Here is a 25,351-nt window from a genome sequence, read left to right as displayed (position 1 = left end):
TTGGTGCGCGAAGCAACTTCCTTCACCATCTGCGCGCCCATGTTCTCGAACTTGTCAGCCAGTTCGATTTCCTTGGCGACGGACACGCCGTCCTTGGTGATGGTCGGGGCGCCGAAGCTCTTCTCGAGCACGACGTTGCGGCCCTTCGGGCCCAGGGTGGCCTTGACGGCATTGGCGAGAACGTTGACGCCGCGCACCATGCGCGAACGGGCGTCTTCACCGAAACGAATATCCTTGGCAGCCATTGCGATTACCTCTGAGTAGAGCCGAGCCAAGCTCGGCTGCTTTTATCGGGAAAGGGGTATGACAGGAACAGGCAGCGCGGCGGCTCAGCCGATGACGGCAAGCACGTCGTCTTCGCGCAGCACCTTGTACTCGACGCCTTCGGCCTTGTAGGACGAACCGGCGTACTGGCCGTAAATGACCTTGTCGCCAACCTTCAGCGACGGGGCGCGCACCGAACCGTTGTCCAGCGGCTTGCCCGGGCCCACGGCCACGACTTCACCCTTGGTGGACTTTTCCTTGGCCGAATCCGGGATCAGGATACCGCCGGCGGAGATTTCGTCGGCTTCGATCGGCTTGACCACAACGCGGTCGTGAAGCGGCTTGATGCTCATGAAAGACCTCTTAAGTAATTGATTGGCCTGAAATTCAGGCGACGCCAGCGGGGGAAATCCAGGACTGCGGGCGGCGCGCTTAAAAAGGCCCGTCGAACGGGCTTGTTCGGGAGGTTGGGGCCCGCCACGGGGCTTTCAAGGGCCGGGAAGCAAATTGCCTGTTCGTGTCCGGTGGGGCTGACGCGGGCGGCCATGGAAGATAAATGACGCATTCCGGCCCTGTCCGGTGATTACCCAGGTACGGGCAGACACCCGACCCGCGCCGATCACCAAGGAACCACCATGGACCAGAATCCCTACGCTACCAGCTCCACCCCGGTCATCCCCCAGAACGGGGCCGACATCGACAGCCTGGACGTCTCCGACCACTGGAAGCAGTTCTTCAAGGGCGTGCAGAAGTGGGGCGGGCTGCAGATGCCGCTGTACAAGGCCTTGCCCAAGGGGCCGCAACGCAGGGAGGCGCTGAAGGACGTCAAGCCGCCCATCGCCAGCTTCGCCCTGGCCTTCGTTTTCGGCTTTTTCTATTACCTGGCCAAGGGCATGTGGAAGCACTTGCTTCAACCCGTCATCTACAACGCCTACCCTTGTCGGCGGGGGGAATCCACCATCCAATTGGGGTACCCATTGCCATGACCACCCGTTCGATCATGCGGCCAGCATCGCTGGCCCTGCTCGCCGCCCTGGCCAGCGCACCTGCCGCCGCCGCGGTATTCGTCAACGAACTGCACTACGACAACAGCAACGGCGATGTCGGTGAGGGCATCGAAGTCGTCGCCACCGCAGGCGAAGACCTGTCCACCTACCAGGTGGTGCTGTACAACGGCGCCAACGCCAACGCCGGCACCACATACAGCACCCGCAGCCTGCCTGCCGGCAGCCCCGCCAGCTGTGGCAGCACGGTGTCCATCGCCAGCCTGCGCTCGACCAACCTGATCCAGAATGGTGGCAATGACGGCATCGCACTGGTAGACGGCAATGGCCAGGTGGTGCAGTTCCTCAGCTACGAGGGATCGCTGAAGGCCAGCAATGGCCCTGCCGCCGGCATGACCAGCACCACGATCCCGGTGGCGGAAACCAACAGCACACCGGCAGGCACTTCGCTGCAGTTGGGCGGCAGCGGCAAGGCCGCCAGCGATTTCAGCTGGCGCAGCTCCGCGGCGCAGACTTTTGGCCAGTGCAACCTCAACCAGACCTTCGCCGGTGCCGGCACGGGTACCGGTACACGCCCTTCGGTGAGCAGCACCCTGCCGGCCAATGGTGCCAGCAATGTCGCCGTGGCCGCCGATCTGCAGGTGCAGTTCAGCGAGGCAGTCACTGCCGCCAGTGGTGCGTTCGCGCTGCAATGCACGCAGGCCGGGGCGGTCAGCCTTGCCTATCCCGGCAGCGGCACCAGCTTCTCGCTGAGCCCGCAGAACCTGCTCAGCGCCGGCGACAGCTGCCAGCTCACCGTCACCGCCAGCCGTATCACCGATGCCGATGGCCTGACCCCGGCCAGCAACACGGTGGTGTCCTTCACCGTTGCCAACAACAGCACCGGCGGCTATTGGTCCAAGGTCAACACCAGCAGTCCCTCGCAGCTGCGCTGTTCGCTGCACGCCACCATCCGAGGCCACACGTCGTACCCCTACAGCGGCAGCGGCACCAACACCTGGACCATCCTGGAGATTGCCGACGAGGACCCCAACAACCCGAACAACATCCTGGACATCTACCGCAACCGCAGCTATCCCAAGGTATCGGCACGCGCCGGCACCGGCTCGGGGCTGACCTACAACCGCGAGCACACCTGGCCCAAGTCGCTGGGCTTCTCCTCGGCGACCGGTGACAAGGGCCTGCCCTACGCACCACACACCGACGCGCACATGCTTTACCTGAGCGATACCAATTTCAACTCCAGCCGCGGCAACAAGCCACTGGCCGGCTGCAGCAGCGGCTGCACGGCGCTGGCCACCGAGGCCAATGCCGGTGACGGCGGCGGCAGCGCGCGTGGGCAGAAGAACTGGTTCGTCGGCCCGGACGGGAACGGCGGCAGCTTCGAAACCTGGGACGGCCGCAAGGGCGATATCGCGCGCGCCGTGCTGTATATGGCCATCCGCTACGAAGGTGACGCACACCCGGTTACCGGCCAAGGCGAGCCGGACCTGGAGCTGACCAATGACCGCAGCAAGATCGTGCTGACGTCCAGCTCGCCGGCCTACATGGGCCTGCTGTCGACCCTGCTGCAGTGGCACCAGGCCCATCCCCCCACCGCCCGCGAACGCGAGCGCAACGAGGTCGTCTACAGCTTCCAGGGCAACCGCAACCCCTTCATCGACCATCCGGAATGGGCCAGCGAAGCCTTGTTCACCTCGGCAAAGCCGGCCAGTTGCCAGTTGAACTGATGCGGTGTGGAGCAGGCTGACAGCCAGCCTGCTCCATAAAAAAAAAGGCGCACCCCGGGGGATCGGCGGGGCACGCCAGCAAGAGAGAGCAGCCGCCATGCGGCATTTCTTATTGTGTGTTTCAGAGATAGCGCGACCACTGCACGGCGGCGGTTCCCGGTGTTGTCGGCAAGGACTGACTGCCCTTGCTGCACACCGGCAACTGCCCCAGGTTCTTCCAGTCCTGCGGGGTTTCCACCTTCATGCCGGTGGCACCGATATCGATCTGCGAAAACTCGTTGTTGCCAACGCTCAGGCTGCCTTCGATGTTCACCTTGGCGCCGCCGACAGTGATCTTCTTGCCCAGCACCACCGAGCCACGGATGCTGGTCCAGCTCTGCGCGTTCAAGCCACCACTGGCAATCACCGCAGCGTTGCCGATGGCCGCGCCGGTGTAGACGACGCCATCGGCGTCCTCCCAGGTCACGAAGGCCGTGCGGCTGGCGCACAGGTTGGTGGGGTAGTACGCGCCACTGCAGACCTTGGCCACGCCGGCGAAGTTCGGCGCTTCCAGCAGCTTGTAGCCGCCACCATCACTCAAGCCCAGGCTGCCACGTACGATCAGCGTGCCAACGATCGGGTTGGCTGATCGCACCTCCAGCGGGCCGTCAAACCAGAAGATCCCCGGCGGCGTCTTCTGCGGCTGCAGGTTCCAGCGGCCGTTGTTGTACATGGCCCGGCAGCCCTTGTCCGCGCCTTCCCAGCTGCCACAGGCAAACAGGTCTTCCAGCACCTTGAGCTGCGCCGCATCGGGATTGGTCAGCGGATAGACGGTTCCACTGGCTGCACCGATCACCACGCCATCGGCGCGGGTGACATTGCGGATGGTCAGCTGCGGCTTGCCGCCGTTGGCATCGAAGATGTAATTGGATTGGTCGCGATAGACATCGGCATCGATGTAGTTGGTGCGCACATCGCAGTAGGGCAGGCCCGGCAAGCCCGGTGAAAAGTTGCCCTGACTGCCCTGGACTTCAAAACCTGTGGGCTGCATGGCCTCATTCATCAGCTGCTTGCTGCCGCCAAAGTAGCGATAGCCCGCAGTACGCCCAGCAACCGCAGGAAAGCCCGCACCGGCATCATTGCCGCTCTGTGCCCAGATCTCACCGCCGCCGGCAAATTCGCCGATGCGTACGCCCCGGTGCTGGATCGCCAGGCTGCCGGCTGCGCGCACCCGATCGTAGCGGCGGTTGTCGCTGCCCAGGCCCAGGCTCCATCCCCAGGCATCGACGATATCGGTGGTTGCGCCACTGCCCTGGGTGAATCCACCGCCATGGATGGCCCTGGCCCTGAAGCTGAGCACGGCCGTGCGGAAGGCGGTTTCCTCCGGCCCCGAGAGCTGTTCCATCACCGCCCCGGCGCCGCGCAGTTCGCCGGTGGCAGCATCCACGGCCTTGGTCATGTCCAGGGCCGGCAGGTTGAGCAGGAAGTTCACTTCATCCGGCGTGCCCTTGCCCTGGGTCAACGTCACCTTGACCCGCGCCAGCGCCGTGGGCAGTACCGTGCCCTGGGTCCAGGGCACGCCACCGGAAACAGTGGAAGGAATCAGGCTGCCACCCACGCGGGCTTCACCCACCGCCACGCCGTTGGCGTACACCACGGTGTCGTAGGCCCCGGCCCAGGCCCTGGCCAATGGGCCGCCACTGCCCCCGTTGAAGGTGATCTCGCGTGCCCACAGCCGTGCACCGGCGGGGAAGCTCATGCCACCGATGACCAGCTGGCTTTCCGAATGCAGGTGACCGTTGTCGGCGATATCACCCCCGGTGACCGTGATCGCGCCCTTGGCGCAGCCGGACACCTTGCCGCGCCCGCCGGCGCCGATGGTCAACTTGCCGGAGACGACGATGTTCTCGTAGTCGTACTTGTCGTCGACCACCTGGGTGCCTTCACCGTCCAGCTTGACGTCGCCGTTGAACACCACCGGCGCATTGGGCATGGAATGGCATACCGGTGGTACGCCAGGCATGCCATTGCCCGGCACCACGTCGTAAACGACCTCCACGGTGGCCGTGGTCAGGCCCGAGCCGACACCCGCCTGACCGGTGACCTCGGCGATCACCCGGTACTGATTGGCGCCGGTCGCTTCCACCGCGGTTACCACCGCTTTGCTGACCCCCAGCGCCTCCAACCCACTGACCGGTTTCTGGGTATTGCCCACCCAACCTGGCCATACCGGCTTTCCCACCGCCAGCAGGTACAAGCGCAATGCCTCCACGCCGCGCCAGGCGGCGGCCTGCGCGGCCGTGGCCGAATGGGTGGTCAACTGCTGTGACTGGGTACCGCGCAACGCATAGATCGTCGCCGCCACGGTCACCGACACCGCCAGCCCCACCATCAACACCACCAGCAAGGTGGCGATGCCGCGCTGCTGGCGCGGTGCGGAGAAGTTGCCTCTCTTGTTGCCCTTGCCTGCGTTGCGCATCAGCTGGTCACCATGAGGTTGGGAAGGCACAGCTGGAACAGATGGCTGCTGCCATCGTCACGTTCCAGCGCCAGCTGCTGCGCAGCCGGGTGCAACGGAGCGTTGGAAAAATCCTGCTGCATGTAGGGCAGGCACTGCTGCTGCGTCTTCAGCGTGAACACATAGCCCGGCGCCAGACTCATTGCCCCGGCCTCGGCCTCCGCCGCGTCATAGGCAGCCCCACCCTTCTGTGCCGGGGTGAAGAAGGCCGCGCTGCCGGCCAGCGGTTCGCGCTCATTGGCGTTCCAGCTGACACTGTCGGCATCGGTGCAGGCTTTTGCGGGGTAGCGGTAAAGGCCCTGCGCGTCGACCAGCACCAGGCCACTGCAGCTGAAGCTGCTGCTGGCCAGATCCGGCCGGTAGCGCCATACCACGGCCTTGCCGGATTCGCGCACCACCAGCTTGGTGGACATCGCATCGGCCGGCGCCACCCCGAAACCGGCGTTCTGCAGATCCATCTGCGCGGCCAGCAGTGCCGCCGACACCTGACCGTCGCGCAAGGCCGAGCGCGAGGCATTGGCCGACACTTCGATCATGGTCTTGTACAGCACCATCATCGCGGCAATGGTGACCAGTGATATCAACACGCCGACCAGCATGCTGATCAGGCTCTGGCCTGACTGCCGCTGCGGGAACGCGGGCACTGTACGGGCCATGGCGATCATTGCCGCGTCGACAACAGCAGATCGGGGTCGCCCTCGGCAGCGCCCTTGCTGCCCAGCGCGCTGGCCGCCACGGTCAGGTCCACCCGCTGCGGCACATCCACCGCGCGGCTGACGCCGGCCATGGCAACGGTCGCCGAGGCCGCCTCACAGGCAATGGCCGCTTCAGCATTGCCGCCGCCCGGCAGGGCTATCTGCACCGCACTGCGGCTGCACAGGCCCACGCCTTCGCGCTGCAGGGCAGCGCGCAGGTTCTCCACCACCAGGTTCTCCACCTTGGCGTCGCGCTGGCTGTTCATCACCCGTGCCGCCACATGCGCCAGGCCACCGCCGATCAGGCTGGTGATCAGTACCGCGAACAAGGCCTCCAGCAGCACGTCGCCGCGCTGCTGCCCAGGCCGATCAAAGCAGGTCGACATACAGCGGCTCCTGATCGTTGAGACCAATGGCGATGCGTCCATGGATGGCTGCGGTGCTGCAACCCGTCGCAGCGGGCAGGCGCTGGCCGCGGTTGCCAAAGGCGACGCAATCGAGGTGGCTGCCCGAATCCATCAGCGCCTGGGCGTCGGAGAAATCCTCGGTATTGGTCAGCCGCAGCGCGGCACCGTTTGGCAGTTGCCCCTGCCAATGCACCTCGTCGGCCTCACCCCAGGTCACCTGCAGGGCGCCCTGGTTGGATTGCAGCCGTGCCGCCGGGGCGGGCCCCGCCACCTGGCCCGGGTTGCGCAGGGCCAGCGCACGGGTCTGCGACACGGCCTCCCACATCAGGTTGCGGGCCTGCATCTGCCGGTTGCTGTCTATCCATTGCCGCGCGAAGGGCGTGCCCACGGCTGCCAGTACCGCCATCACCGCCACGGTCACCATCAGTTCGACCAGCGTGAAACCGCCGCCGCGCCGCCTCATGGCCAGTCGCTCACGCCGGCGCAATTGCCGGAAACCCCGCGGCTGTTGCTCTCGTCCAGGGTCAGGGTGCAGCCGCTGGCCTTGCCCATGGCGCTGCTGGCCACGGCCTTGAGCTGGTAGCCGCCACTGGTGGTGGCATAGGTATAGGAAAAATTGCTGGCCTTGCCGCCGGCGGTCCAGCCTTTCTTGGCCACGCCATCACTGCCTGGATACCCCAGCGTGCGCTGGCGGAAATTCTCGACATTGGTGGACAAGGCCAGCAGGTCGCTCTGCGCGACCCGGATCTTGCTGCGCAGTGCGTAGTCGCCATAGGCCGGCAGCGCGATGGCCGCCAGGATGACAATGATGGCCACCACGATCATCAGCTCGATGAGCGTGAAACCCTTGCTGTGACGTCGTTCCATCCTGGACCCCCCTGTAGAGCCGGTTGAAGCCTGCATCCGTCGTCCTGCGGCGCCTTGTCAGGTTTTTCGCCAATTTCACCTAAGTGAAGTTCTTGTGAAAAACGTGACCTGGCGCAATATACAATTGATGACAACGATGTCAACACTTCCAACTGAAAGTTGCCGTATCCGCTTCTGCGACAATGCCCGGATGGACGTAAAACTGGTCTTCTGCACCTGCCCCGACGAACAAACCGCGCAGGCGCTGGCCCTGCACCTGGTGGAGCAGCGGCTGGCCGCCTGTGTGAACTTGTTGCCCCCCATGCGGTCTGTGTACCGCTGGCAGGGCCGGATCGAGCAGGCGCAGGAAGTGCAACTGCTGATCAAGACCTGTGGTGACCGGCTGCAGGCGCTGAGCGCCGCCATCACCGCCCAACACCCTTACGAAGTACCTGAGATCCTTGCGATCTCGGCCAGTGACGGCCTGCCGCCGTACCTGGATTGGATCCGGGCGCAGACCCGGGAGGAAACCTAGATAGATGATGCTGCTGCGACGTTTTGCCGCCCTTTGCCTGCTCAGCCTGACCGCCCTGCCGGCCCTGGCCGTCTCCGAGAAAGACCTGCTGCCGGTTGACCAGGCCTTCGCCTTGACCGCCAAGGCCAACAGCCGCGACCGCATCGAACTGCAGTGGGACATCGCCCCGGGTTATTACCTCTACCACCACCGCACCAGCGTCAAGGCCGGGCCGGGCTTCACCGCCGAGGCCCTGCAGATGCCACAGGGCGAAAAGAAGCACGACGAATTCTTCGGCGATGTGGAGACCTACCACCGCCAGCTGCGTGCCATCCTGCCCGGTCGCGCCGCCCCCGGCAGTGACAGCGTGACCCTTGAGGTGCGCTACCAGGGCTGTGCCGATGCCGGCGTGTGCTATCCGCCGCAGAAGCGCAATATCGAGGTCAGGCTGCCGGGCGCCACCCCAACTGCCGCTGCCGCCCCTGCCGCCCCCCTGTTCAACCCGCTGGCGGCGGCCAACGGCGGCGGCCTGAAGCTGCCGGGCACCGAGACCGCAGCCGTACAGGGCCTGCCGCTACCCTCGGAAAAGGCCTTCGGCTTTGAAGCCATCGTCGACAACGGCAACCGCCTGCTGCTGCGCTTCTCGCCGGCGCCGGGCTATTACCTGTACCGCGACCGCACCTCGCTGGCCCTGGAAGGCGCCAATGGCGTGCGCACCGGCCGCCCGCAATGGCCGGCCGGCAAGTCCCACCGCGATGAGCATTTCGGCAATGTGGTGGTGTACTTCGACCAGGTCGACGTGCCGTTGCCGTTGCGCCGCGACCACCCGCGTGCCACCCCGGCCACGCTGGTAGTCACCTTCCAGGGCTGCCAGACCGACGGTATCTGCTACCCGCCGATGACCCGCCGGGTACGGCTGTCGCTGCCGGCCGGCGAGGTCTCGGTCAAGGAAGAGGCCACGGTCGCGCCGCTGGTCATCCCGCCGCTGCCCAGCGGCAAGAAGGGGGAGCCGGCACCGTTGCCGCTGGTCGACCCGGCCAATCCACCGGCACCGCAGCCGCTGGTGGTGCGCCCGGCGGCCGAGGCCGCCAGCCTTGCCGAAGCCGCTCCCGACGCCTCTGCCGACAACAGCAAGCGCAGCCAGCCACCGGGCGACAGCGAGCAGGCCGGCGCGCTGTGGTGGATCCTGCTGCTGGCATTGGCCGGCGGTCTGGTACTGAACCTGATGCCGTGCGTGCTGCCGGTGTTGTCGCTGAAGGTGCTGGGCCTGGCCCAGAGCGGCGAAAGCCGTGCGCACGCGCGCAGCCACGCACTCTGGTACACCGCCGGGGTGGTGCTGGCCTTTGCCGCCATCGGTGCACTGGTATTGGCCCTGCGCGCTGCCGGCCAGGCGGCAGGCTGGGGCTTCCAGCTGCAGCACCCCTGGTTCATCGCGGCGCTGGTGTACCTGATGTTCCTGGTCGGTTTGAGCCTGTCGGGGGTGTTCACCCTGGGCGGCAGCGCCGGCAAGCTGGGCCAGTCGCTGGCCAACCGCAGTGGCCCGGCCGGTGATTTCTTCACCGGCGTGCTGGCTTGCGTGGTCGCCAGCCCCTGTATCGCCCCGTTCATGGGCCCCGCCCTGGCCTACGCCTTCACCGCCCCGCCGGTATTGGCGATGCTGGTGTTCCTGGCATTGGGCCTGGGCCTGGCGCTGCCCTTCCTGCTGATCGGTTTCGTCCCAACGCTTGCCCGCCGCCTGCCCAAGCCTGGCGCCTGGATGGAAACCTTCAAGCAGGTCATGGCCTACCCGATGTACCTCACCGCCATCTGGCTGCTGTGGGTGCTGGGCAAGCAGCGTGGCATCGATGCCATGGCGCTGATGCTGATCGGCATGACCGTGCTGGGCCTGGGTTTGTGGTGGTTCGAACGCAGCCGCTGGCACAGCCGCAAGGTCGGCATGGTGCTGGGCGCGGTGCTGGCGGTGCTGGCGCTGATCCCGATCTGGAGCGTGACCCGGATGGCGCCGCCGCAGACCCAGGCCGCACACGCCGGCACCGTGGCCTACTCGCCGGAAATGCTGGACCGCCTGCGTGCCGACAACCGCGTGGTGTTCGTCAACATGACCGCCGACTGGTGCGTCACCTGCAAGGCCAACGAGCGCAACGTGCTGGACCGTGATGCCTTCCGCGACACGCTCAAGCGCGTGGATGCGGTGTACATGCATGGCGACTGGACCAATGTGGACCCACAGATCAGCGCCTTCCTTGACCAGCACAAGGCGGTAGGCGTGCCGCTGTACGTGGTTTACGGGCCCGGGGCGCCGCCGCGCGTGCTGCCCACCGTGCTGACCCAGTCGATCGCCGAAGACGCGCTGCTGCGCGCGGCACGCTGATGCGGCGGGCATTGTGGTGGGTGGTGGGCATTGCCGCAGCGGCCGGGCTGTCCGCCGGCGCCTGGCTGACCCGGCCCGCCACCACGCCACTGCCCTCGATGAGCACGCCGTCCACGCCATTGCAGTCGGCCACACCGGTACAGAGCGTGCAGGTCGGCGAGTTGGTGCCGTCCTTCACCCTGCCCGACCTGGATGGCATGCCGGTGAAGTTCCCGGACCAGTTCAAGGGCAAGCCGCTGTTGATCAATGTGTGGGCCAGCTGGTGTGCGCCCTGCATCGAGGAGATGCCCGAGTTGGCGCGCTTTGCTGCGCGTCATGCTGATACCGGCCCGCAGGTGGTGGGGCTGGCGCTGGATACGCCTGAGGCGGTGCTGGATTTCCTTGGCAACGTGCCGGTGTACTACCCGATCGTGATCGAGACACCGGGGCCGAGCGATGCCAGCGTCAAGCTGGGCAATTCGCGGGGCCTGCTGCCCTACAGCGTGTTGATCGATGCGCAGGGGCGCGTGCTCGCGCAGAAGCTGGGGCCGTTCAAGGCCGGCGAGATCGATACCTGGGTGGCGGCGGCGACGCCTTCCGCCGCGCCGTGATTTCGTCGTTGCTTGATTCCAGTTTGCAGCCCGGGGAGTGGTAGCGGACCTGGGGGGCGGAATGCTTGCAAAGCGGCAAAAGCCTCCCCTCATCCGCCCCTTCGGGGCACCTTCTCCCGCTAGCGGGAGAAGGGAATGTACTTCGCCCATGTCCAGTTACAACTGACGCATCCCTTGCTCTGCTCTGCCTTAGCTTTAGCTTTAGCTTTGCTTTGCTCTGCTTTGCGTCCCTTCGCCCACCTGCGGGGTCAAGAACAGACGTTTACGAGCCAACGGCGCGTGACTGCTCGTAGGCACCGCGTGCTACGCGGGGCCGGGGCGCCGAGCGAGGCGTCCCGAAAGGGGTGGATGAGGGGAAGCGTTTAAAGCTTTTGCGTTACGTGCTTCAAAAGCGCCCTCACCCCAACCCCTCTCCCTGCCGGAGAGGGGCTCCAGCAGCGCTGGATCACCAGAACACGGCGTACAGCGCCACCAGGATCGCGATCACCGCGACCGCACCAAGGTTGAACACACCGCCCGTGCGGTAATCCACGTCGCGGGTGTTGATGATGTCCTTCTGCGGCGCCGCCGGGGTCAGCAGCGACACACCTACCGCCAACGCCAAGGCCAGCAGGAACACCAGGCCAACACGATCAATGAACGGCAACGCCGGCCATGCCAGCTTCAGCGCGATCGACAATACGAATGAACCAATCGCCGCCGACAAGGCACCGGCCTCGTTGGCACGCTTCCAGAACAGACCCAGCATGAAGATCACCACGATGCCCGGGGTGAAAAAGCCGGTGTATTCCTGGATGTACTGGAAGGCCTGGTCAAAGCTGCCCAGCAGCGGCTTGGCAGTGAGAATACCCAGCACCACCGCTACCACCGCCGCGAGGCGTCCAACCCGCACCAGCTTGGCCTGGTCGGCATCAGGGTTGCGCTTGGCATAGAAGTCCAGGGTGAAGATGGTCGCCACCGAATTGATCTTGGACGCCAGCGAGGCCACGATCGCCGCCACCAAGGCAGCAAACACCAGGCCGAGCACGCCGGTCGGCAGCATCCGCATCATGGTCGGATAGGCTTGGTCCGGCTTGTCCAGGTTCGGTGCCAGCATCACCGCGGCGATGCCCGGCAACACCACGATCACTGGCATCAGCAGTTTGAGGAAGGCGGCAAACAGCACGCCCTTCTGCGCCTCGCCGATGCTCTTGGCCGCCAGCGCACGCTGGATGATGTACTGGTTGAAGCCCCAGTAACTGATGTTCATGATCCACAGGCCACCCAGCAGCACGCTCAGGCCCGGCAGGTCCTTGTAGAACGGGTTGTCCTTGCTGAGGATCATCTCGAAGTGGCCCGGCTGCGCCTGCCACAGTTTGTTGAAGCCAGCGACGATGCCGCCGCCATCGCCGAGCTGGTTCAAGGTCAGCCCGGCAACGAACAGGCCGCCCAGCACCAGCAGGGTGACCTGCACGATGTCGGTCAGCGCCACCGCCTTGAGCCCGCCATACAGCTGGTACAACAGCGCGAACACGCCGATCAGCACCACCGCGGTCATCTGGTCGATGCCGGTCACCTGGTTCACCGCCACCGCGCCCAGCCACAGGATCGAGGTGACGTTGACGAACACGTACAGGCCCAGCCAGAACACCGCCATTACCGTGCGGATGCGGCTGCCATAACGCTGCTCCAGGAACTGCGGCATGGTGTAGATGCCGTTGCGCAGGAACACCGGCAGGAACCACTTGCCGACGATCAACAGGGTCAGCGCCGCCATCCACTCATACGACGCCACTGCAAGACCAATCGCATAGCCCGAACCGGACATGCCGATGATCTGCTCGGCGGAAATATTGGCGGCAATCAACGATGCACCAATCGCCCACCATGGCAGTGATTTACTGGCCAGGAAATAATCCTTGGCGTCCTTGCTATGCCCTGCCTTTTCCCTTGATACCCACTGCGCCAGCACGAAAATGCCGGCCAGATAGATCAGGACGATCGCAATATCCAGCGTACCCAAACCCATGTTGCCACTCCCTGTTGTGCACCGACCGGGCCGTCATCCCTGCGCCCTTTCGCTACCGACCCTCACGGGCCAAATCATCAGGTGCGCCGGTACCCTCCCGTACCGGCGCTTTCGCCGTTTCAGCGTGTTGCGCAGTCTACGTTTACCTCGGCCTCACCGGCAGCGCCAAGAACGATGCGCGATACCGATATGTCCGCAGCGGCAGCACTTTCCAGCTCGGCGGCACGCTGCAGCTTGGACAGGTCCGCGCCGCCGGCAGCAAAGCACTTCAGCGGCACGCCAACGCTGACCCATTTGCCCGCGGGGATCGCTGCCAGGGTGGATTGCAGATCCACCTTGGCCGCACAGCCGGCACCGCAGCCGACGCCTACCGTCAACGGCGCGCTTACCGCCGCGTCACGACGCAGGGTGAGCTGCAACTGCACATCGCCATTGCTCTCGCGGGTGACATCGATCGGCGTGGCCGCGATCAACGCGAACTTTGCCAGTGCCGTGCCCGACCACTGCAGGCGACGGGCGTCTTCCTGCGCCTTGTGATCGACTGCGGTCATCTTCAAGGTGCCGTCGGCCAGCACGGTCGGTACGGTGGTGGCCGGCATGTCAGGCTGCGAGGCGCTGGACAACTGCAGCGCCATGCCCAAGGCCGGGCGGCCCTTGGCGAAATACACGCCACTGCCGGCCTGCTCGCCGCTCACCCCGGAGTCTTCCGGCAAGGCCGCCACGTCGCCCTTGTCGGCATAACTCAGGCCGTAGCCGAACTTGTACAGCGGGTTGTGGCCCGGCTTGTTGACCGCCGAGTCGATCGCGGTACGCGGCCAGGAGAAGCTGAGCTTGCCCTTGAAGTCGTGGTTGATGCTGCCATCGGCCTTGCGCAGCAGCACATCGGCGATACCCGCGCCTTCCGAACCCGGCAACCATGCGGCCACAAAGGCATCGGCGGCATTGATCTCGCGGTTCATCCACAGCGGGCGGCCGCTGATGAACACCGCCACCACCGGAATGCCCTCGCTCTTCAGGCGCTTGAGCAGGTCCAGGTCGGCGTCATTGCCCGGCTTGTACAGCAGGTTGGGGATATCGCCCTGGAACTCGGCATAGGGCTCCTCGCCGAACACCACCACGGCAACATCCGGCTTGGCCTTGTACTTGCCATCCACCGCCAGTTCGGCGCTGCCGCCCGCCGCGCTGACCTCGCGCTGCAGGCCTTCCCAGATGGTGTCGGCATTGGGGAAGTCGGCACGGGTGGTGCCGGTACCCTGCCAGTTCAAGGTCCAACCGCCGGCCTGCTTGCCGATGTTGTTGGCACCATCACCGGCCACCAGCACCTTCTGGTCGGCACGCAGCGGCAGGATGCCGTTGTTGTTCTTCAACAGCACCAGCGACTCGCGCACGGCCTGGCGGGCCACCGCACGGTGCTCGGGGGCACCCAGCAGCTCGAACTTGCCACCCAGGGCACGCTGCGAGGGCTTGGGTGCATCGAACAGATTCATGCGGAACTTCACCCGCAGCACGCGGCGTACTGCATCGTCCAGGCGCTCGCTGGAGAGCTTGCCCGACTTCACCGCAGCAACGGTGGACTCATACATGCCCTTCCAACTGTCGGTGGCCATCGCCATGTCCAGGCCGGCGTCATAGGTGGCCGGGCAATCGGTGGTGCTGCAACCGGGGATCTGGCCGTGGCCGTTCCAGTCGCCGACCACGAAGCCGCCGTAGTTCATGCGGCCCTTCAGCACGTCGGTCAGCAGCGGCTTGTGGCCGTGCATCTTGACCCCGTGGAAGCTGTTGAACGAAGCCATCACCGACTGTGCACCGGCCTTGATGGCGGTGACGTAACCGGCGCTGTGGACGTCCCGCAGTTCGGCTTCGCTGACCGCGGTATCGCCCTGGTCCTTGCCATCGGTGGTGCCGCCGTCGCCGACGAAGTGCTTCACCGACACCATCACGTGCTTGTCGTCGAGGAAGTCCGGCGCGCCGGCCTTGCCCTGCAGGCCTTCAACCATCGCCGCGGCAAACTCGGCCACCACCTGCGGGTTCTCCGAATAGCCTTCATAGGCGCGGCCCCAACGCACGTCCTGCGGCACCGCCACGGTCGGCGCGAACGCCCATTCCATGCCGGTGGCGCGGGTTTCGGCGGCGGTGATCTCACCGATGCGGCGCTGCAGTTCAACGTTCCGGGTGGCACCCAGGCCAACGTTGTGCGGGAACAGCGTGGCACCCACCACATTGCTCTGGCCGTGCATCGCATCGATGCCGAACAGGATCGGGATGGCCTTGCCACCGGCCGAGATATCCATCGACGCGGCCCAGAAATCATCGGCCACCTGCAGCCAATCCTTGGCCGGTGCGTTGTACTTGCCACCCGGGTCGGAACTGCCACCGGCCAGGATCGAACCCAGCCGGTACTTGCGCACATCGTCCGGGGTGATGCTGGCCAGGTCACCCTGCACCAGCTGGCCCACCTTTTCTTCCAGCGTCATCGTCGCCAACAGATCGTTGACGCGCTTTTCCAGCGCCGCATCCTCGGCCAGCGGCCAGGCCACGCTGGGCCACTGCTCCGGATGGATGGTGCCGTCATAGGCGGCATCGGCCTTGGTGGCCGCCTGCGGCGCGCCCTTGTCCGCGTTGTTGCAGCCTGCCAGTACCGCCAGGCCTACCGCCAGCGCGCCCACCAGGGCAGCGCGGCGTGTCGAAAACGTCGTCATCCTCAACCCTCCATCTGCTCGAGCGAACGACCCTTGGTCTCACGCACGAACTTGATAACAAAGAACACCGAGATCACCGCCGACACCAGGTAGATGCTGTACGTCGAGGCCAGACCAATGCCGGCCAGCAGCATCGGGAAGGTCACCGTGACGATGAAGTTCGCCGTCCACTGCGCCGCACCGGCAACCGCCAGCGCCGAACCGCGGATCTGGTTGGGGAACATCTCGCCCAGCATCACCCACATCACCGGGCCCCAGGACACGTTGAAGAACACCACGTAGGCATTGGCCGCAACCAGCGCCAAGGTGCCCATGCGGCCGGGCAGCTGCAGGTGGCCATCCACCATCGAGCCACTGGCGAACGCGTAGACCACCAGCGCCAGCGATACCGCCATGCCACTGGAGCCGATCCACAGCAACGGTTTGCGGCCGATCTTGTCGATCAACAACACGGTGACGATGCAGGCACCAATGCTGAGCGCGCCAGACAGTACGTTGATCAGCAGCGCATCGCTCTCGGAGAAGCCCACCGCCTGCCACAGCACCGCGCCGTAATAGAACACCACGTTGATGCCGACCAGCTGCTGGAACACCGCCAGGCCAACACCCACCCAGACGATCGGGCGGATCTTGCGGGTGGCCTTGTCGACCAGGTCCGACAGCTGCGGGCGGTGGTGGTCCTGCGACAACGACGCGTCGATCTCGTCCAGCGTGGCCTGCGCCTGCTCTGCACCGAACAAACGGGTCAGCACGGCCAGTGCCTCATCCTTGCGGCGCTTGACCACCAGGAAGCGCGGGCTCTCCGGGATGAACAGCAACAGCAGCAGGAACAGCAGCGACGGGATCGCCTGCATCCAGAACATCCAGCGCCATGCCGCCTGACCAGCCCACAGCGGCTCGGTCGAGGCACCGGCGGCCTTGGCCAGCAGGTAGTTGCTGAGGAAGGCGATGAACAGACCGGAGATGATCGCGATCTGCTGCACCGTGGCCAGACGACCGCGGTAACGCGCCGGTGCAACCTCTGCGATATAGGCCGGCGACATCACGCTGGCCGCACCCACCGCGAAACCACCGACCACGCGGGCGGCGATGAACACCAGCGAGCTGTGCGCACCACCGGCACCCAAGGCCGACAGCAGGAACAGCACCGCCGAGATGATCAACACCGAGCGCCGGCCCAGCCGATCGGCCAGGCGGCCGGCGAAGAACGCGCCGATCGCACAGCCCAGCAGCATCGAGGCCACTTCAAAGCCCAGCTGTGCCTCGGTGGAACCAAAGGCCTGCTTCAGGCCATCGACGGTGCCGTTGATCACGCCACTGTCGAAACCGAACAGGAACCCGCCTATCGTCGCCACCACGCTGATCAATACGATCAGGGCGGTGTTTTCCTTGTTTGCTGCTGACTGCCCCATCCCCTCACCCTCTTTGTCTGGTTATGTCGTCGGCCTGGTGCTCAGCGCAGCAGGTATTGGTTGAGCAGGTTCTCGTAGCGCTCCTGCTTGCCGCTGGCCTGCACCGGTTCGCCGTTGCCGGCCGCGAGCTTGGCCAGGTCGGCCAGGCCCAGCTTGCCGCTGGCGAAGTCCTTGCCGGCGCCGGCATCGAAGCTGGCGTAACGCTGTGCGCGCCACTGTTCCCACGGCGAGTCATTGAGCAGGCCGTGGGCCACTTCCAGACCGCGTGCGAACGCATCCATGCCACCGATGTGGGCAATGAACAGGTCTTCCATGTCGGTGGATTCGCGGCGCGGCTTGGCATCGAAGTTCAGGCCGCCGACCAGGCCGCCCTGACGCAGCACCACCAGCATCGCGCCGACGGTGTCGTACAGGTCGGTCGGGAACTGGTCGGTGTCCCAGCCGTTCTGCGCGTTGCCACGGTTGGCATCGATGCTGCCGAGCAGGCCGTGATCGGAGGCGACCTGCAGGTCGTGCTCGAAGGTGTGGCCGGACAGCGTGGCGTGGTTGGCCTCAATGTTGAGCATGAAGTCGTCCTGCAGGCCATTGGCCTTGAGGAAGCCGGCGACGGTTGCCGAGTCGAAATCGTACTGGTGCTTCATCGGCTCCATTGGCTTGGGTTCGATGAAGAACTTGCCGGTGAAGCCGATGCTGCGGCCGTAGTCGCGCGCGGCGCTGAGGAAGCGTGCGAAATGCTCGAGTTCGCGCTTCATGTTGGTGTTGTGCAGGCTGGCATACCCTTCGCGGCCACCCCAGAACACGAAGTGCTCGCCACCCAGTTCAACCGTGGCTTCCAGCGCAGCCTTGACCTGCACCGCGGCGCGGCTGACCACGTTGAAATCCGGGTTGGTCGCCGCGCCGTTCATGTAACGCGGGTGCGAGAACAGGTTGGCGGTGCCCCACAGCAGCTTGGTGCCGGTGGCCTGCTGGCGTTGCTTGGCCAGCGCCACCACGTGCTTGAGATTCTTTTCGTAGGTACCGATGTCATCGGCATCCGGCGCCATGTCGACGTCATGGAAGCAGTAGTAAGGCACACCGAGCTTGGTGAAGAACTCGAACGCCGCATCGACCTTGGCCTCGGCGGTGGCCATGGCATCGCCCTTCTCCCACGGGAAGCGGCGCGTGCCCGGGCCGAACGGATCGGCACCGGCGTTGCAGAAGGTGTGCCAGTAGCAGGCAGCGAAGCGCAGGTGCTCGCGCATGCTCTTGCCACCAACCAGCTTGTCCGCGTCATAGACCTTGAACGCCAAGGGGTTGTCCGAGTCGCGACCCTCGAACGGGATCTGGCCGATGCCGGGGAAATACTCGGTGGCGCCGATGAAGGGCTGCTTGCTCATGGTGCGAATTCCTGTGTCGACAAACTACGGGGAAAGAATCAACCGCGGTACAGCGGCATGACGGCGTGCAGGTGTTGCAGGTAGCGCTGGTAGGCCAGCGCATAGGCCGCGCTGCGCGCGCCGTCAGGCGTGGCGGTGGCTGCGGCATCGGGGGTTACATGGGTGGCCGCGAGTGTGGCCAGGGATGCGTCGTTGCCGGCGCTGCGCTGCAATGCCCACAGCGCCTGCAGGGCCGCACCGAATGCGGCGCCTTCGGACTGCTGCGGCACTTCCACCGGCAGGCCGAACACATCGGCGACCATCTGTCGCCAGGCAGCGCTATTGCTGCCGCCACCGGTCAGCACGATGCGGTCGAAGCGCATGCCGGCGCCGACGAAGGCATCAAAGCCGTACTTCAGGGCATAGGTCGCTCCCTCCATCGCTGCGCGGTAGAAGTGCGAGGGGTTCATGGTGGTGGCGTCCAGGCCAGCCAGCACACCCTTGCCCAGCGGCAGGTCGGGGGTGCGCTCGCCATTGAGGAAAGGCAGCATCACCAGCCCATCTGCGCCCGGCGTGGTCGCATTGATATGCGCATCGCCGTCGCGGCTGCTGAAGCCGAACATACGCGCCACCTGCTCGGTGACCACGGTGCAGTTCATCGTGCAGATCAGCGGCAACCAACCGCCGCTGGATGAGCAGAATGCCGCCCATGCGCCACCGGCATCCACCACCGGCACATCGGAACTGGCGAACAAGGTGCCCGAAGTACCCAAACTCATCGCCAGCTTGCCCGGCGCAACGCAGCCGGTGCCGATCGCAGCCATCATGTTGTCACCGCCGCCCGCGCCAATCTTGACCGTGGCCGGCAAGCCCAGGCGTGCTGCAGCCCCGGGCGCGATATCGAACAGGGCATCGGCGTCCACCAGTGGCGGCAGGCAGGCAGCGAGATCGCGGTTGGCATCGGTCGCCTTCAGCAGTTCCGGCGACCACTGGCGCGTGCGCACATCCAGCCAGCCGGTGCCCGAGGCATCGCCGTGCTCGCAGTAGTACTGGCCGGTCAGCACGAAGTTCAGGTAGTCGTGCGGCAGCAGGATATGCGCCAGCTTTGCGTAGGCATCCGGCCGGTGTTTGGCCGTCCATGGCAGCTTGGAGGCGGTGTAGCCGGCAAGGATGGGGTTGCCAGCCAGTTCGATGCAGCGCTGCGCGCCGCCGGCCGCGTCCATGATCTGTGCGCATTCGGCGCTGCTGCTGGTGTCGCACCACAGCTTGGCCGGGGCCAGCACCTTGCCGTCCGCATCCAACGCGACGAAGCCATGCTGCTGGCCCGATACCGCCAGCGCCTGCACCTGCTGGCGCAGCTGCGGGTCGATGCGGGCGAAGCAATCCTCCATCGCCGCGACCCAGGCGGCCGGCTCCTGCTCGCGGCTGCCGTCATCGGCACTGTGCAGCTGCAGCGGCGCGCTGGCCGTGGCCAGCAACTGCCGTTGCGCGGCGTCGTAGACCACGACTTTCAGGCTCTGCGTGCCCGCGTCGATACCGGCGACGATGCTCATGCCGCGCACCAACGGGAAGCAAGGTGAATCATGCAAGACTCCATTGACCGTCGTGCAGCTGCGCGGTGATGCGCTGGCCGGCACGCAGGTCCAGTTTCAGTTCGTGGGTTTGGTAGACGAGGTTGAAGGCGCCGCCGCGTTCGGCCAGCAGGCTGACCTGCTGGAGGCGGCCTGCGCTCCACTGCAGGTCGAGCACGCCGGCATTGCGCACACGCACGCCCTGCAAGGTGCCCTGCGCCAGTTCGGCCGGCAGTGCAGGCAGCAGAAACACCGCCCCGCCCCAGCTCTGCACCAGCATCTCGACGATGCCGGCGGCGCCACCGAAATTGCCGTCGATCTGGAACGGCGGATGTGCGTCGAACAGGTTTGGATAGCTGCGCTGCGGTGCCAGCAGCAGGCGCAGGATCTGCAGGCAACGCTGGCCTTCGCCCAGCCGCGCCCACAGGTTCAGGCGCCAGGCGATGCCCCAGCCGGTCGCTTCGTCACCGCGCAGTTCCAAGGTGCGGCGTGCGGCGGCGCTGAGCTCGGGTGTGTCGCGGCGGTTGATCTGGCTGGACGGGTGCAGGCCGTACAGATGCGAGACGTGCCGATGCTGCAGCTCCGGCGCCTGCATGTCCCAATCCTGCTGCCATTCCATCAACTGGCCGGCGCGGCCGACCCGGTTCGGCGGCAGCTGCGCACGCAGCGTGTCCAGTTGTGCGGCGAAGGCGTGATCGGTATCGAGCAGGCGGGCGGCTTCGATGCATTGGCCGAACAGGTCGCGCAGCAGCTGCGCATCCATGGTCGGCCCGGCGCAGATCGCCGCGCCGTGCGGATGCTGGTTCTCCGGCGAGATCGACGGCACCGTGACCTGGTGGCCGGTGTTCGGATCGCGCTGCAGGCTGTTGGCGAAGAACAGCGCCGCGCCCTTGAACAGCGGCCAGACCTGGCGCAGGTAAGCCGGGTCGCGGCCATAGTCCCAGCGGTCCCACAGCTGCTGCAGCAGCCACGCGCCGCCAGTCGGCCACAGTGCCCACTGCGCGCCATCTGGCGGCGTGCTGACGCGCCACAGGTCGGTGTTGTTGTGCACCACCCAGCCATCGACGCCGTACATCTGCTGCGCGGTGAGCGCGCCGCTGCGGGCCAGTTCGCCGATCATCCGCTGCAAGGGCTCCACGCATTCGGGCAAGGCCGCCGCTTCGGCCGGCCAGTAATTCATCTGCGTGTTGATGTTGAGCGTGTACTTGCTCTCCCACGGCGGGTCCATCAGATCGTTCCAGATGCCCTGCAGGTTGGCCGGCTGGGTGCCGGGACGCGAGCTGCAGATCAACAGGTAACGGGCATAGGCGTGGTACAGCGCGACCAGTGCCGGATCATCACCGCTGGCAAAAGCCGCGATGCGTTCATCGGTAGGCTTGTCGGCGGCAACAGTGCGGCCCAGGTCCAGGTGCATGCGCCGGTACAGGCGCTGGTGTTCGGCCAGGTGATCGGCGCGCAGCTGCGCGGCGCTTCTGCCTGCGGCCTTGGACAACTGTGCGGCGGTGATCGCTTCCGGATCGCCGCCGACGTCATCGAAGGCGCGGTAGCTGGTGGCGGCGACCAGTCGCAGTTCCAGCTCACGCACGCCGTCGAAGGCGATGTGATCGGTGTTGATGCGCAGCTTGCCGCCAACGTGGCGTACCTGCACACGGAACGCAAAACGCAGCTTGCCGGGCACTCCGTCGCGCGACACGTTGTGGCCGCTGACCAGCCAACCATCGTCGGTGGCCGTCGTACTGGTTGCGTGCTCGTTGGCGGTGCGGATGAAACCGCCCATCGGCTCACCGTCTTCCACGGAGTAGCGCAACACCAGGCATTGATCGACCGGCGAGATGAACACCTCGCGGCGATGCAGGCCGGCACCGGCACGGAAGCTGGTGCGGGCAATGGCCGCATCCAGATCCAGCTCACGGCGGTAATCGCTGATGCCTTCCAGGCGATGGAACTCCAGCCACAGGTTGCCCAGCGGCTGGTACGGCATCTGTTTGACCGGCCGCGAGATCAGCGTCTCGTTGGCCAGTGCTTCTGCGGCGGCATAGTCACCGGCGAAGACCAGCTCACGCACGCGCTGCACGCTGTCGCGCGCACGCGGGTTGACCGCGCTGTACGGGCCACCGGCATAGAGCGTGTCTTCATTGAGTTGCAGGCGCTCGTTGGCGACGCCACCGAACACCATCGCGCCAAGCCGGCCATTGCCCAGCGGCAAGGCTTCCACCCAGCTGCGCGCCGGCTGCCGATACCACAGCAGGTCGGCGGCCGACGCCGCGGCTTCCGGCGTCGCGGCCTGCAGCATGCCGGCCAGCGGCAGGTTGCCGACGGCCAACGCGGCCGCCGCGCCCTTGAACAGCGCACGGCGGCCGGGCTGTACCAGCCCGGCGCTTTCAGTGGTCATCCCGACGACCGGGACAGGACCGTTTGCAGCGTTCATTCCGGCCCTCCCAGACTCAAATGTCCACCGGTTTCCATAATGCCGGACTAGTCGGCGTCTGTCAGCGGGCAGTCGGCCGGGTGATGGCCTGCGCCTTGCCGTCGTAGCGGATCACGACATCGGCCTTGGGCTCCAGCGCACCCACGCCGTCACGCGGACCATCCACCCAGCGCACGCGCAGCTCGCGCTTGTCCTGCATGCCCGGGTAGCTGCCCTCACGTGCACCGATGCTCAGCACGCCCTTGGCCTGGTCCCACTGCAGCGGGATACGGCTGGATTGGCCCCGCTCGTAGCCGTAGTTGCGGCCGTTGTCCTCGTACAGCGAGAAGCTGCCATCGGCACCGGTATAGATCTCGAGGGTGACCGGTGCGTTGGGCTGCTCGTCCACGTACTGCTGGACCACGGTGCGCGGCACGATGGAGCCGGCACGCACGAACAGCGGGCTGCGCTCCAGCGGCGCGGCGGCGGTGATGGTCTGGCCACCGGCATGGCGCTCGCCGGTGTTGAAGTCGATCCAGCTGGTGCCGGCCGGCAGGTAGACCTGGCGGCTGGTGGCCTTGAACTCGGTCACCGGCGCAACCAGGAAGGCCGGGCCGAACAGGTACTGGTCGGCGATGTCACGCACCTTGGGGTCGGCCGGGAAGTCCATCGCCATCGCGCGCAGGATGGTGCCGTCCTTCTGCCAGGTATCACCGGCCAGGGTGTAGATGTAGGGCAGCAGCGTGTAACGCAGCTTCAGGTAGTGCACGAAGCTGTTGTAGTGCGGCGTGCCTTCCGGGGCGATTTCCCAGATCTCGCGGTACGGGAACTGGCCGTGCAGGCGGAACACCGGCACGAAGGCGCCGTACTGGAACCAGCGCAGGCTCATCTCGCGCCACTCCGGCAGGTGCGCCGGGTCCTTGTCGATGAAGCGCTGCTCCGGCGAGAAGCCACCGATGTCGAAGCTGACGTTCGGTGCACCGGCCATTGAGGCATTGACCAGGCCGGAGATCTGCTCACGCATGTCGTCCCAGCGCGGCACGATGTCACCGCTCCAGAACGCGGCACCCGCACGCTGCTGGCCGGCGAAGTAGGCACGCGAGAGGATGAACACGCGCTTGTCCGGATCGACCTCGCGCGAGCCTTCGTACACGCCTTCGGAATGCACCAGCGGATACGAGTTGAAGTACTCCACCGAGCTACCGATCGCGGTCGGCGTGGTGCGTGCCTTGCGCTCACCGATGTCGATGTTGCTGTGCAGGTCCGGCTCGGAGGCGTCCAGCCACCAGGCGTCGATGCCACGGCTGTTGAGCTTCTCGTTGACCTGCCGCCAGAAGATGTCGCGGCCCTTCTGCGAGTACGGGTCGTAGAAGGAATTCAGGTAGCCCTTGCCGATCCAGTCCAGCTCGCCGACTTCTACGTTGCGGTGGTACATGGCACCGGCGGCGTCGAGTTCCTTGTAGTTGGCGGTGGTCGGGTAGAACTTCGGCCACACCGAAATCATGATCTGCGCGTTCTGCTCGTGCACGTGCTTGATCATGCCGGTCGGGTCCGGGAAGTTCTTGCTGTCGAAGTCGTGCGAGCCCCAGGCGTCTTCCGGCCAATACGACCAGTCGAGCACGATGGCGTCGATCGGCAGCTTGCGGCGGCGGTACTCGTCCAGCGCACCGGTCAGCTCGTCCTGGGTCTTGTAGCGCTCACGGCTCTGCCAGAAGCCATACGACCACTTGGGCAGCAGCACCGCCTTGCCGGTCAGTTCGCGGTAACCGGCGATCAGTTCATCGGCATTGCTGCCGGCTACCACGTAGTAATCGATCATCTGCCCGGCTTCGGACCAGATCGAAAGATCATTGGCTTCGGCCGCCGGCAGCGGGTCGCGGTGCAGCAGCGCGATGTAGGACGGGTCAATCGCATCCCATTCCACCTTCACCTGGTGCTTCTGGCCCGCCTGCAGGTCCAGCGCGAACTCGTGGTGCCACGGGTTCCAGTTCTGGCGCCAGCGGTCGATCACCAGCTTGCCGTCGATGTAGACCTTGGCGTACTCGCTGTTGTACATCGAGAACGTGTGGCGACCGCCCTGCTTCGCTTCTATGGCGCCTTCCCACACCACCTGGGTACGGCCGCCCTGGGCGGTGTTCCAGCCCTCGGTGGGCAGCGCCTTCAGGTCCTTGATGTACTGGTAGTTGATCTCGTTCTCGCGGCGTACCACACGCTGCTGGCCATCGAAGGAATAGGTCGCGGTGAATGCCCCCGGCTTGCCCTGCGCGTCATAGACCACCAGGTCTTCCTGCAGCGGTCGCAGACCCTTGGGATCGCCGTAACGGGTGATCGAGTTGTTGTCCCAGAGAATGCCGTAGTTGCGGCTGGAGATAAGGTACGGAATGGCGTTGTCGATGTTGTGCTGGAGCAGTTCGACATCGCGACCCTTGAGGTTCATCCAGCCCTGCTGGTGCAGGCCGGTGCCGTACAGGCCCTCGCCTTCCACCGAATCGAAGCGCTGGCGCACGCTGTACATCGGCTTGCCTTCGACCTGCTCGGCGCTGAAGCCACGGGCGGCAGCAGACTCGGCCAGCAGCGGCTTGCCGGCCGCATCGAAGAAGCTGACGCGGCCATCGGCCAAGGCCACCTGGGCGGAAATGCCGGCGGCCTTCAAGGTCACCGCAGTGGCGTCCTGGCTGACATCGAAGCTGGGCACCGGGGTGGTGCTGGCCACCCGCATCAGGCTGGGGCTGCGCTGGAAGTCACCGTCCACGTCGGCACTGACGCGGATGATGTTCTGGTCCACCAACTGCAGGCGGACCTTGGCCGCCTTGGCATCGGCGGGCGCAACCACCACGCCATCGGCCTGCTTCTGCACGGTCTGCGCGCCGGCCAGCGGCGCCATCGCGGCGGCCACGGCCAGTACCAGCAGGCGGGTGCGCAGGCGCGCGGGCTTGTTCTGCAAACTCATTGGATCTCCCTCCGTCGGGGCGCCTGGTTGG

Annotated in this window: 19 protein-coding genes; 5 read left to right on the top strand and 14 right to left on the bottom strand. The window is 65.7% G+C overall.

The window, feature by feature from the left end; all coding sequences use genetic code 11:
• Both B2527_RS02830 and B2527_RS02825 read right to left on the bottom strand, forming a co-directional pair.
• The coding region (locus tag B2527_RS02830) for a TCP-1/cpn60 chaperonin family protein (protein WP_293706025.1) at positions 1-245 on the bottom strand (245 nt) is incomplete at its 3' end.
• 84 nt (positions 246-329) lie between these two features.
• Complete coding sequence (locus tag B2527_RS02825) at positions 330-617, bottom strand: co-chaperone GroES (protein ID WP_057626824.1); 288 nt, start codon at positions 615-617, stop codon at positions 330-332.
• 282 nt (positions 618-899) lie between these two features.
• On the opposite strand from B2527_RS02825, the gene B2527_RS02820 reads away from it, so the two are divergent.
• Positions 900-1,250, top strand: coding sequence for a hypothetical protein (locus tag B2527_RS02820; RefSeq protein ID WP_293706024.1), 351 nt, complete (start codon positions 900-902; stop codon positions 1,248-1,250).
• Complete coding sequence (locus B2527_RS02815) at positions 1,247-2,998, top strand: endonuclease (RefSeq protein ID WP_293706023.1); 1,752 nt, start codon at positions 1,247-1,249, stop codon at positions 2,996-2,998. The genes B2527_RS02820 and B2527_RS02815 overlap by 4 nt, the downstream gene beginning before the upstream one ends.
• A gap of 121 nt (positions 2,999-3,119) precedes the next feature.
• Here B2527_RS02815 and B2527_RS02810 read toward each other — a convergent pair whose 3' ends face one another.
• Genes B2527_RS02810 through B2527_RS02790 form a run of 5 tightly spaced genes read right to left on the bottom strand, consistent with a single transcriptional unit; the run spans position 3,120 to position 7,464 of the window.
• Positions 3,120-5,456 carry a hypothetical protein gene (locus tag B2527_RS02810; RefSeq protein ID WP_293706022.1) on the bottom strand — a complete coding sequence of 779 codons (2,337 nt, stop codon included), beginning with the start codon at positions 5,454-5,456 and terminating at the stop codon, positions 3,120-3,122.
• A complete protein-coding gene (locus tag B2527_RS02805; RefSeq protein ID WP_293706021.1) occupies positions 5,456-6,151 on the bottom strand; it encodes a PilW family protein in 696 nt (231 codons plus the stop codon). The genes B2527_RS02810 and B2527_RS02805 overlap by 1 nt, the downstream gene beginning before the upstream one ends.
• Before the next feature lie 5 nt (positions 6,152-6,156).
• The gene (locus B2527_RS02800) at positions 6,157-6,576 is read right to left on the bottom strand and encodes a hypothetical protein (protein WP_293706020.1); all 420 of its coding nucleotides are present in this window, start codon (positions 6,574-6,576) and stop codon (positions 6,157-6,159) included.
• A complete protein-coding gene (locus B2527_RS02795; RefSeq protein ID WP_293706019.1) occupies positions 6,560-7,060 on the bottom strand; it encodes a prepilin-type N-terminal cleavage/methylation domain-containing protein in 501 nt (166 codons plus the stop codon). Before B2527_RS02795 ends, B2527_RS02800 begins: the two co-directional genes overlap by 17 nt.
• On the bottom strand, positions 7,057-7,464 hold the full coding sequence (locus B2527_RS02790; protein ID WP_293706018.1) for a type IV pilin protein: 408 nt from the start codon (positions 7,462-7,464) through the stop codon (positions 7,057-7,059). Before B2527_RS02790 ends, B2527_RS02795 begins: the two co-directional genes overlap by 4 nt.
• A gap of 190 nt (positions 7,465-7,654) precedes the next feature.
• Here B2527_RS02790 and cutA point away from each other — a divergent pair, with 190 nt between their 5' ends.
• Genes cutA through B2527_RS02775 form a run of 3 tightly spaced genes read left to right on the top strand, consistent with a single transcriptional unit; the run spans position 7,655 to position 10,918 of the window.
• Entirely contained in the window at positions 7,655-7,978 is a 324-nt protein-coding gene (cutA, locus tag B2527_RS02785; protein ID WP_293706030.1) for a divalent-cation tolerance protein CutA, read from the top strand.
• 4 nt (positions 7,979-7,982) lie between these two features.
• Positions 7,983-10,328, top strand: coding sequence for a protein-disulfide reductase DsbD domain-containing protein (locus tag B2527_RS02780; protein WP_414716974.1), 2,346 nt, complete (start codon positions 7,983-7,985; stop codon positions 10,326-10,328).
• A complete protein-coding gene (locus B2527_RS02775; RefSeq protein WP_293706016.1) occupies positions 10,328-10,918 on the top strand; it encodes a TlpA family protein disulfide reductase in 591 nt (196 codons plus the stop codon). The genes B2527_RS02780 and B2527_RS02775 overlap by 1 nt, the downstream gene beginning before the upstream one ends.
• A 445-nt stretch (positions 10,919-11,363) precedes the next feature.
• Here B2527_RS02775 and B2527_RS02770 read toward each other — a convergent pair whose 3' ends face one another.
• The 7 genes from B2527_RS02770 to B2527_RS02740 form a co-directional block, all read right to left on the bottom strand.
• Positions 11,364-12,926 (bottom strand): sodium/sugar symporter, encoded by a 1,563-nt coding sequence (locus tag B2527_RS02770; RefSeq protein ID WP_293706015.1) that lies wholly within the window; start codon positions 12,924-12,926, stop codon positions 11,364-11,366.
• A 119-nt stretch (positions 12,927-13,045) separates the two neighbouring features.
• Complete coding sequence (locus B2527_RS02765; protein WP_293706014.1) at positions 13,046-15,625, bottom strand: glycoside hydrolase family 3 protein; 2,580 nt, start codon at positions 15,623-15,625, stop codon at positions 13,046-13,048.
• 2 nt (positions 15,626-15,627) lie between these two features.
• A complete protein-coding gene (locus B2527_RS02760) occupies positions 15,628-17,037 on the bottom strand; it encodes a sugar porter family MFS transporter (protein WP_293706013.1) in 1,410 nt (469 codons plus the stop codon).
• Between the two features lie 41 nt (positions 17,038-17,078).
• Positions 17,079-18,413, bottom strand: a complete 1,335-nt coding sequence (gene xylA, locus B2527_RS02755) for a xylose isomerase (RefSeq protein WP_282267440.1) — start codon at positions 18,411-18,413, stop codon at positions 17,079-17,081.
• A gap of 38 nt (positions 18,414-18,451) precedes the next feature.
• Entirely contained in the window at positions 18,452-19,945 is a 1,494-nt protein-coding gene (gene xylB, locus B2527_RS02750) for a xylulokinase (RefSeq protein ID WP_293706012.1), read from the bottom strand.
• 28 nt (positions 19,946-19,973) lie between these two features.
• Positions 19,974-22,355 (bottom strand): glycoside hydrolase family 95 protein, encoded by a 2,382-nt coding sequence (locus tag B2527_RS02745; RefSeq protein ID WP_414716976.1) that lies wholly within the window; start codon positions 22,353-22,355, stop codon positions 19,974-19,976.
• 97 nt (positions 22,356-22,452) lie between these two features.
• On the bottom strand, positions 22,453-25,320 hold the full coding sequence (locus B2527_RS02740) for a TIM-barrel domain-containing protein (RefSeq protein WP_293706011.1): 2,868 nt from the start codon (positions 25,318-25,320) through the stop codon (positions 22,453-22,455).
• Positions 25,321-25,351: the final 31 nt, after the last annotated feature.

The organism is Stenotrophomonas sp. UBA7606 (assembly GCF_002477705.1).
Lineage (GTDB): Bacteria > Pseudomonadota > Gammaproteobacteria > Xanthomonadales > Xanthomonadaceae > Stenotrophomonas.
The sequence above is the reverse complement of the archived record's forward strand: the minus strand, read 5'-3'. Positions and strand labels throughout refer to the sequence as shown.